The organism is Psychrobacter sp. 4Dc, from assembly GCF_002836715.1.
In the GTDB taxonomy this organism is placed as follows: domain Bacteria; phylum Pseudomonadota; class Gammaproteobacteria; order Pseudomonadales; family Moraxellaceae; genus Psychrobacter.
Genome location: NZ_PJAT01000008.1, coordinates 1 through 9775, shown reverse-complemented (window position 1 = coordinate 9775; position 9775 = coordinate 1). Strand labels below are relative to the sequence as shown.

5 protein-coding genes and 1 pseudogene are annotated in these 9775 nt (G+C 39.3%); 4 read left to right on the top strand and 2 right to left on the bottom strand.

The window, feature by feature from the left end:
- The 4 genes and pseudogenes from CXF61_RS13970 to CXF61_RS00975 form a co-directional block, all read left to right on the top strand.
- A pseudogene (locus CXF61_RS13970) lies at positions 1-1082 on the top strand (DUF262 domain-containing protein); the annotation flags it as partial.
- A complete protein-coding gene (locus CXF61_RS00985) occupies positions 1082-2563 on the top strand; it encodes a type I restriction-modification system subunit M (RefSeq protein WP_165596825.1) in 1482 nt (493 codons plus the stop codon). The pseudogene CXF61_RS13970 and the gene CXF61_RS00985, both read left to right, overlap by 1 nt.
- Positions 2560-3756: a restriction endonuclease subunit S gene (locus tag CXF61_RS00980; RefSeq protein ID WP_165596824.1), complete on the top strand. Its 1197-nt coding sequence runs from the start codon at positions 2560-2562 to the stop codon at positions 3754-3756. Before CXF61_RS00985 ends, CXF61_RS00980 begins: the two co-directional genes overlap by 4 nt.
- Before the next feature lies 1 nt (position 3757).
- On the top strand, positions 3758-6736 hold the full coding sequence (locus tag CXF61_RS00975; RefSeq protein WP_165596823.1) for a type I restriction endonuclease subunit R: 2979 nt from the start codon (positions 3758-3760) through the stop codon (positions 6734-6736).
- 153 nt (positions 6737-6889) lie between these two features.
- On the opposite strand, the gene CXF61_RS00970 is transcribed toward CXF61_RS00975, so the two are convergent.
- Both CXF61_RS00970 and CXF61_RS00965 read right to left on the bottom strand, forming a co-directional pair.
- Positions 6890-8947 (bottom strand): TIR domain-containing protein, encoded by a 2058-nt coding sequence (locus CXF61_RS00970; RefSeq protein WP_165596822.1) that lies wholly within the window; start codon positions 8945-8947, stop codon positions 6890-6892.
- A 32-nt stretch (positions 8948-8979) separates the two neighbouring features.
- Positions 8980-9576 (bottom strand): TIR domain-containing protein, encoded by a 597-nt coding sequence (locus CXF61_RS00965; protein WP_165596821.1) that lies wholly within the window; start codon positions 9574-9576, stop codon positions 8980-8982.
- Positions 9577-9775: the final 199 nt, after the last annotated feature.

Sequence of the window (9775 nt, the reverse complement as noted above, 5' to 3'; positions counted from 1 at the left end):
AAAACCTAGATGATATTTTAGATATTTTCGTGCGCGTAAATAGTGGTGGGACAGTATTATCAAAATCTGACCTGCTATTCTCTACCTTAGTGGCACACTGGCCAGATGGTCGTAAGCAAATCGAAAAACTGATATCTGAGATGAATGGTAAAGATGGCCTATTTAACTTTAATACAGATTTTTTGATGCGAACCTGTTTATTTCTTGTTGATGCACCAATGAACTTTAAGATACATACTTTCAATTCTACGAACATTCATAAAATAAAAAATAACTGGGATCAAATTCGCAAAGCCTTGATAGATGCGGCGGTAATGCTGAGAGAGTTTGGTTTTAATCAGAGACGTCTGTCATCTAACTATGCTGCGACTCCATTGGCCTATTATTTGTATAAAGGTGGAAAGGTAAACTCTACGACTAAGCCAGAACTGAGAAAGCTCATTGTACATAGCCTCTTGAAACAGGTTTATAGTGGTCAAGCAGATACTGCTTTAAGGGGCTTACGTAACGGGTTAAGACAAAAAGCTGAAAGCGATGATACATATACACTCAAACATACGAGCTTTGACTTTTCTGAGTATAAAAAAACCAAGTTATCAGGTGGTAAAGAGCTAACCATCGATGCAACAGATATTGAGAACTTCTTAGAATATAAGAAAGGTGCGTTTACGTTCTTATTACTTTCAACGCTTTATCCAGACTTGAAGTTAGATCAAATCTCATTTCATCAAGACCATATGCATCCTCATAGTAAATTTAAGCCCTCTATATTGAAGGAAGTTGGAATAGACGGCGAAACTATCAAACAGTGGCAGGATATGCGTGATCAGGTGCCTAACTTGCAGTTACTAGAAGGTCGCGAAAACACTGTAAAGCAAGCTACTGACCTATCTAAGTGGGTTAATAATAAAGCTGATGATGCAACTTATTATCGAAAGCGAAATTATATCTTAGATGAGCAGTCATTAGAGCTAGCAGATTTCGAGGATTTCTTTGCACATCGAAAACAACTTTTGAGAAAAAAACTGTATGAGCTATTTGATCTTACTTATATCGAAGAATCATTTGAGGAGGCAGTATAGTGGCCAACCAAGAACTTGATCAAAAATCCTTAGAAAAATACCTTTGGGGCGCAGCCACTACCTTACGCGGCACTATCGATGCTGGCGACTACAAGCAGTATATTTTTCCTTTACTGTTCTTTAAGCGCATCTCTGATGTGTACGACGAAGAGTTTGAAAAAGCATTGGATGAATCAGACGGAGATATGGAGTACGCCGCCTTTGCAGAAAACCACCATTTCCAAATTCCAGAAGGCGCGCGCTGGCAAGATGTTCGTGAAACCACGGTCAACATCGGCCAAGCATTGCAAAGCGCTATGCGTTCCATTGAGCAAGCCAATCCTGACACCTTACAAGGTATTTTTGGTGATGCTAGCTGGACCAATAAAGAGCGTCTATCCGATGCCATGCTCACGAACCTTATTGAGCATTACTCGCAGCACACGCTTAATTTAGCTAATGTACCTGACGATAAACTGGGTAACGCCTACGAATATCTGATTAAAGAGTTCGCTGATGATAGCGGCCATACGGCAGCAGAGTTTTATACCAACCGTACCGTAGTAAAGCTGATGACTATGATTATGGACCCCCAGCCAGGTGAATCAGTCTATGACCCTACTTGTGGCTCTGGTGGTTTATTGTTGAATTGTGCTCTACATTTAAAAGATGAAGGCAAAGAGTACCGCACGCTAAAACTATATGGCCAAGAGATTAACCTGCTTACCTCAGCCATTGCTCGCATGAATATGTTTATGCACGGTATTGAAGAGTTTGAGATTGTGCGTGGCGATACTTTGGCTAATCCAGGCTTAATAGAAGGCGGTGAACTGAAAAAGTTCAATGTGATATTAGCGAATCCGCCCTACTCGATTAAGTCATGGGATAGAAAAGCTTTTGAAAATGATCCTTACGGTAGAAATCTATGGGGCACACCGCCGCAAGGCTGTGCGGATTATGCATTCCAACAACATATTCAAAAGAGTCTAGATTTAGGTAATGGCCGTTCCATTTCATTATGGCCACACGGCATTCTATTTCGTGACGCCGAGATGCAGATGCGCCGCAAAATGATTGAAGAGGACTTGGTGGAGTGTGTCATTGGTCTAGGACCTAACCTGTTCTATAACTCACCAATGGAAGCCTGCCTGCTGATTACTAAGACTAAAAAAGAGAAAAGTAAGCAGGGCAAAATTCTTTTTATTAATGCCGTAAAAGAAGTTAAGCAAGAAAGCAATATGGGTTACTTGCTGCCCGAACATATTAATAAAATCTTTGATGCGTACCAACGCTTTGAGACTATAGAAAACTTTTCCTTACTCGTGAATAGTCAAGACGTACTGGATAAAAACGCTAATATGGCAATTAATCTTTATGTACGTCCTGATGCGTGGCAAGAATCAGACGGTAAGAAATTTTCTGATGCCTATAAACAGTGGCAACAATCTTCAAATGACCTAAAAGCTTCAATGGATACGTTATTTAAGGAGCTTTCCGTATGATAGATCTTGATTTAATTGAAAACTTCTCTATTGATAAAAGCGAATGGATAACCTTCAAGTTTGGCGATATTGTTTATGAGCCAAAAGAGTCCGTAAAAGACCCCATTGCCGAAGGTATTGAACACGTTGTTGGCTTAGAGCATATCGATAGTGAAGATATCCACTTACGCCGTTCAGCCAGTATTGAAGAGAGCACCACATTTACTAAGCGATTCCGTAAAGATGATGTCTTATTTGGCCGACGTAGAGCTTATTTGAAGAAAGCTGCGAAAGCAAATTTTGATGGCATTTGCTCTGGCGATATAACAGTTATGCGTGCTAAGGAAGAAATCCTTTCACCAGACCTACTTCCTTTTATTGTAAACAACGATAAATTTTTCGATTTTGCAGTCGAGCATTCTGCTGGTGGGTTATCGCCAAGGGTTAAATTTAAAGATTTAGCAAATTATGAGGTATTATTACCCTCTGTAGAGGATCAAGCTATATTAGTTAATTTTTTATTTAGAATAAGCTGTCTCGTTGAGAGCGATCAAATACTGTTAGAAAGGACTGAAAAGTTTAAATTAGCAAAAATGATTGAACTACTTAACGGCTACCACTTGGTAGTAGATCGAGATAGTCTGCCTAACAGATGGCAAAAGATAAAATTAAAAGATGTTGCCAAATTTATTGATTATAGAGGGAAGACTCCTAAGAAGACAGAGGAAGGTGTTCCATTAATTACAGCTAAAAATATTCGTAATGGTTGGCTCGATCGAGAACCCAGAGAGTTTATTTCAGATGCGGACTATGAGCCATGGATGAGAAGAGGGATTCCAAGACAAGATGATGTCCTTTTCACTACAGAAGCACCGTTAGGTAACACTGCCATTGTTGAGATGAGTGAAAAATTTGCACTGGCACAAAGAGTCATTTGTTTACAACCAAATGACTCTGTTTACGGTAGGTTTTTGTTCTATGCACTTAATAACCCTTCATTTAAGAATATGGTTGCAGCTAAGTCATCAGGAACAACTGTTTCTGGTATAAGAGCTGCCTATTTGAAAGAAATTCAAATAGTAGTTCCTCCACTTTCCCAACAAGTTCTAATAGTGGAAATGTTAGATAAGATATCTAAAAACTGCTCATTAGTAAGAACAAGAAGAAATAAGTCTCAATCACTGATGAAAAACCTAGCCAAAAGAGTAGTTTAAAATGAGCTTCACCGAATTAAACAGCGTAGAGCATTACATCATCAATCAAATGAGCGGCGTTAACTTAAACGCTTCTCAAGCGAACAACCAAGTTAATGAGCCTCGTAGTCAGTATGGTGCCCAGTGGCAGTTCCAATCCGCCGAGCAGCTTGGCCGTAGTGTTAATGAAGTATTGGTTGAATCGCAAGTAAAAGCGGCTCTATTACGCTTAAACCCTGAGATCCAAGCAAACCCTGCTTTGGCTGATGAAGTTATTCATGCCCTGCGCGCTATTTTAATTTCGGTGAACCAAGTTGGTTTGGTTAAAGCCAACGAAGAGTTCTTTCAATGGCTAACGGGCGAAAAGACTATGCCCTTTGGTGAGAATAATCACCATGTGTCTATTCGCCTAATTGACTTTGAAAACCTAGAGAATAACCAGTACGTCATTACCAATCAGTTTCGTATTCATTATAGAGAAACCAAAATACCCGATATCGTGATGATGATTAACGGTATCCCCGTCGTCGTTGGTGAAGCCAAAACCCCTATTCGCCCCTCTATTAGCTGGCTAGACGGCGCGCATGAGATACACAATATTTATGAAAACGCTGTGCCACAACTATTTGTGCCTAATATCCTGTCATTTGCTACCGAGGGAAAAGAGTTCTTTTACGGTTCTGTACGCTGTCCACTAGAGTTTTGGGCACCTTGGCGTTTAAGTAATGATGACGATGCTATCGCTAGAAGCTTTGGTTTAGGTGGAGTCGGTAAAGAATTAAAAGACCTGCTTAACCCTGCTCGCTTGCTAGATATCATGCGTAACTTCTCACTGTTTAGCAGTAATAAGAAAAAGCAGCGTATGAAAATAATACCGCGTTTTCAGCAGTATGAAGGCGCGAATAAAATCGTTGAACGTGTCGTTGAAGGTAAAATCAAAAAGGGCCTAATCTGGCATTTCCAAGGCTCTGGTAAATCTTTATTGATGGTATTTGCAGCACAAAAACTGCGCCGTGAAGCAAAGCTAAAAAGTCCAACCGTTATTGTTCTAGTAGATAGAACCGACTTAGACACCCAAATAAGCGGCATCTTTAATGCGGCCGATATCGCTAATGTAGAAAGCACTGAAAGCATTAGAGAATTGCAGCAGATGCTTGAACGTGATACCCGTAAGATAATCGTTTCTACTATCCACAAATTCCGTGACGCTAAGCCTAATATGAATACTCGCGATAACATTATCGTACTGGTAGATGAGGCCCACCGTACACAGGAAGGTGATCTAGGCCGTCAGATGCGTGCTGCGCTACCTAACGCATTTCTCTTTGGCTTAACAGGTACGCCCGTCAATAAAGCGGATAAGAATACGTTCTGGGCATTCGGTGCAGAAGAAGACCAAGGCGGCTATATGAGCCGCTATACCTTCCATGACTCCATTCGTGATGAAGCCACTCTACCCTTGCATTTTGAGCCACGCTTGGTTGATGTACATATTGATAAAGAGTCGCTCGATAAAGCCTTTGCCGAATTTAAAGAAAGCCAAGCTCTGAGTGATGAAGACGCTGATGCATTAAATGAAAAATCAGCCAAGATGGCCGCCTTTCTAAAGTCGCCTGAGCGTATTACTAGAATAGCTGAAGACATTGCTATCCACTTTATGGAGAAAGTAGAGCCGCACGGCTTTAAGGCGATGATAGTCACGCCAGATCGTCATGCTTGTGTACTGTATAAAGAGGCTCTTGACGAGCACTTCCCTGAAGCAGCCAGTAAAGTGGTTATTTCAACTACCGCTAACGATGATTATGAGTTTAAGAAAAAATGGGGCATAGACAAGAGCCAACAAGAAAAAATTGTCGATGAGTTTAATGACGCTAGCTCCGAGCTGAAGTTTATTATCGTTACCGCAAAGCTTTTAACCGGTTTTGATGCTCCCATTTGTCAGACCATGTACTTAGATAAGTCCATGAAAGACCATACCTTGCTACAAGCGATTTGCCGAACCAACCGTCTATATCCAGACAAGACCTTTGGCTGTATTGTCGATTACTTTGGTGTATTTGATGATGCAGCAAAAGCGCTAGAGTTCGATGAGCTAGGTGCTCAGCAAATCATTACTAACCTATCAGAGCTGCGCGAACAGCTACCACAGGCCATGAACAATGCCCTGTCTCACTTTGAAGGCGTGGATAGGACCTTAGAAGGCTTTGAAGGCTTAGAAGCGGCACAGAATGCTATAGCCAATAATGAAAAGAAAGACGCTTTTGCGTTGGACTTTAAATTTCTATTTAAGCTTTGGGAATCGTTGTCACCGGACTCAGTATTAGATGAATATAACCAAGACTATAAGTGGCTGGCTCAGGTTTATGAATCGGTTAAGCCCGCTTCAGACAGTACCGGCAAACTGCTTTGGTTGACGCTAGGCGCACAGACTACCAAATTGATTCATGACAACGTGCATGTGGGCAGCGTGCATGTATTAGATGAATTTGTCATGGACGCAAATATCATCGAGGACATCTTTAATAATCCTAGTCCAAAAAAAGTAAATCAACTAGAAAAAGCTTTAATTGAGCGCTTCAAAGGAGCCGGAGATCTGCCTACCTTTAAGTCTCTGAGTGAACGACTTGAAGCTTTACGTGATAAAGCGGAAAAAGGGTTGATAGCTTCAATTGATTTTGTAAAAGAGCTTTGTAAGATCGCTAAAGAAACAGTGCAGGCAGAGAAAGAGCTAGAAATTGATGTTCAAGAGAAATCACCTACAGCGGCTTTGTCTGAGTTGTTTTTAGAGCTAAAAACGGATCAAACACCGGCAGTGGTCGAGCGCATTGTGGCTGATATCGATGCCATTGTGAGAATCGTTCGCTTTCCTGGCTGGCAAACAACTAGCGCCGGCGAGCGTGAAGTACAAAAATCCTTACGCAAAGCACTTTTGAAGTACAAGCTACACAAAGACCAAGAGCTGTTCGATCGGGCTTATGCTTATATTAAAGAGTACTATTAGGTGCATATGTCTACATGTTTTAAAGGATCAGCAACCTATGTTTTAACATTTCTGAGAACTTAACCATCTAAGATTTATTTACTAATATATAAATCTTAGATAATGTTCAGCGAACTTATATAAACCTCCTTTTCTTAAATGATATGAGTAATATCAGGATTCGCCAAGGTTTCTTTCTCGCTGCTTCAAACCTTTAAGTATCAAATGGACAATTTCATCAACGAAATGTGTTTTCATTAATCGAATATAATCATCTTTACTCAGACCAGACTCTGAAGACAATTTTTCAACCGATAAATTTAACAATGATGTTTCTACCTGTTCGTAATTAGCTTCAAAGGAATTACCTTTTGCAATCTGTTGAAGTTCTATATACCCCGCATTATGGCTTATCTGCCACCCTTCAGCAAATTCTTCGCATATTTCATTATTTAAAATACTGTCACATAGCTTTTGGCAAAGTCCACCGAGACCTCCAGCCAAATATATTGGTTTATTCAAGTCGATAGCTATCAGAAATTCTTCTAGTACTCCAGGCATCTTACCTAAGTATCCCTCTAACTTGCCCCCTGCAAAAATTCTGATATCTGAATTCTCTATCGATTCTTCCCTCATAGTCGTTAAGCAACGCGACCATATATATTGGTTTTCTGGACAGTCAGGTTTAAGAAAAATTTCTTTATCCTTTAATATAGAGTCTATATCGCCAGGTACTTGATGCTTGACGATATCTAATAAACCATAATACTTAATACTAAATTCTTTACTGGCTGGAGTTAAGTACAAAGGCCACGCTAAGTGATTTTTAACATTAAACTGATCTGATTTTAAGCGCTCTTTTAATACTGATGCTTCTTCAAGAACAAACTCTGTAAAACCATTTTCCCTCAAGTCTCCCCCATAGATTAGAGTATGATCACGAGATAAAATATGTCTCGCCAAATCTTGAGAAAGTCTTTGCAACTCATCTGTATGCTGATGATGTTCCTCATAACCATCTTCAAGATAATCTGAAATAGAGATTCCAATATTATATTTCTCGGTTTGCTCTTCATTACTTGACCACAAAGGAGTAGACACTGTTATATTAAGATAATCTGTCCATATAGTCTCTTCTTGATATAGAGGTGGTTCAGGATAACAAAGATGCAATCTACCGGAGTCATTTGAGGAACTTTGATTCTTAGATAGAAGCTCTACTACCTGCTGTACTTCAGGAGGACGACAAAGAATAGAAGCTTTTGAATCAATCCATCCCTGAGATTGATAAAATTTTAAGGACACTTCTGCATATTTGAAACGCACAGTTTCTAATAAAGATGCAATTAGAATGCGCAATATATCTTTGTGCGTTAAAGTTTCAGCGGTAACGTGTACACAGGGTACATTACCGATAGAAGGGAAAATCCTATCTTCGTAGTCCTCAAGACTATTAACCACTACTATAGGTCTATGCTCTGATTTAGCAGTTAAAACTTCGCGCTGACACCAATATCTAGAAGAGTAGGCATCACTCACAATAGCTACCATTGTAGAATTTTTAAGATGACGTTCTATCTCTTCATCAAATTTAAAACCTGGCGATATTTCATTGGCATCGAAAAACCGATTCATATTACTATTGTCAATAAATCGCTTAATTTCTTGAGCGTGATTCAATCCTGTATCGCCTTTTTTTGCATGGCTTAGGAATAACTTTATTGACGTCTCTTTTCCAACCTCATTAGAATTAATATCATTTAGACCATAACGATACAGCTCATGTGAAAGCTCTAAAATACCACTTTCTATACGGTTATCGTCGGGCCAATTATGCGCTCTAATGAAATTATAGTTTTTAAGAGTTCCAGAGTAACTATGCTTCATACCGGCTTCATCAATAGCAACTGGAACAATAAAGTAGTCAGTGCTACCGCCTAGTTTATTGAAGTAGTCTACCCATGATGGTTCGGTCAAAGTTTGTCCACTAGTAAATACGAAGACAACATTTTTATCAGCAAGCTTAGGCGGAGTGTTCTTCGGTGGGTTACTTGGATTTCTAGAGCTATAGAGAAAGGTAGGTATATTGATCTCCCGTGAAAATGGTCTATCTGTATCGCGAGTAATATACCTACGGAACTCACTAATAATGTTAAAAATAAATTCTTTGTCGGAAGGGTGCCAAATAAAGTGAACAGCAAGAGGTGGTAAGTTCTGAGTAGAAGTAGTCATATTATAAAGATCCAAGATGGCTTTGATTAAATTTAAGCTTGCCAGTAATTTTGATGTTCTCCACGATTTGATGAAAAATAGGTACGATTATTGCTAGGCGTAACATGTATATTATTCCTTCTATGAAAAGCCTCATGAATCCATGTCATTAGCTCATGATGGCTCGTAGGATAGGAATAAATTTTCGCATAGCCAGCTTGTACGTTGTCATAGAGTCTAGGTGGAACATTACACGGCGTGTATACAGTTCCATTTTCAGATATTGAATAAGAGCAAGACCCTAGCGCATATGATTGATAGCTTGGCAATAATATGCCAATAAGTCCTGAACGTGTATTCTGACTGGTTTTTTTGATGCTATACCCCACCTCCCAATCAACATGTTTTCTTTTCCAAGTATCTTGACCAATCAATACAATAGTAACTGAGCTTTGAGATATGAATCTGTCTCGAATCACCTGGCGAGTAGTTTCAGTTTTATTATTAGGATCAATATCACCATCTTGAACTGAGCGAGAAACAAAGATTTCAACATCATTTGAGAAGATATTTTCGAACTCTCTCCGATCATCATCATCAGCGTGATGGAAACTGATGAATACTTTATGTTTTGGTATATTACTTAGCATATGGTTCTTAACCTCCTTCGTGATATGATCACTTTATAAGTTATCATGTAAAACGTACCTACGGGTACGAATATGATAATTAGAGTAGCATAGATTTATTGAGAATCGGGATACTGAACAATCTCTAAACAAGGTAGAATCAAAATGACTAAAGCTAATAGTATTTCTTTGACTAGCTATATTAAACTTGTTAAAGAGA

Bases quoted from the DNA above. Each gene is read 5' to 3' on its own strand.
- CXF61_RS00980 (WP_165596824.1), top strand. From the start codon at position 2,560: ATGATAGATCTTGATTTAATTGAAAACTTCTCTATTGATAAAAGCGAA.
- CXF61_RS00975 (WP_165596823.1), top strand. From the start codon at position 3,758: ATGAGCTTCACCGAATTAAACAGCGTAGAGCATTACATCATCAATCAA.
- CXF61_RS00970 (WP_165596822.1), bottom strand. From the start codon at position 8,947: ATGACTACTTCTACTCAGAACTTACCACCTCTTGCTGTTCACTTTATT.
- CXF61_RS00965 (WP_165596821.1), bottom strand. From the start codon at position 9,576: ATGCTAAGTAATATACCAAAACATAAAGTATTCATCAGTTTCCATCAC.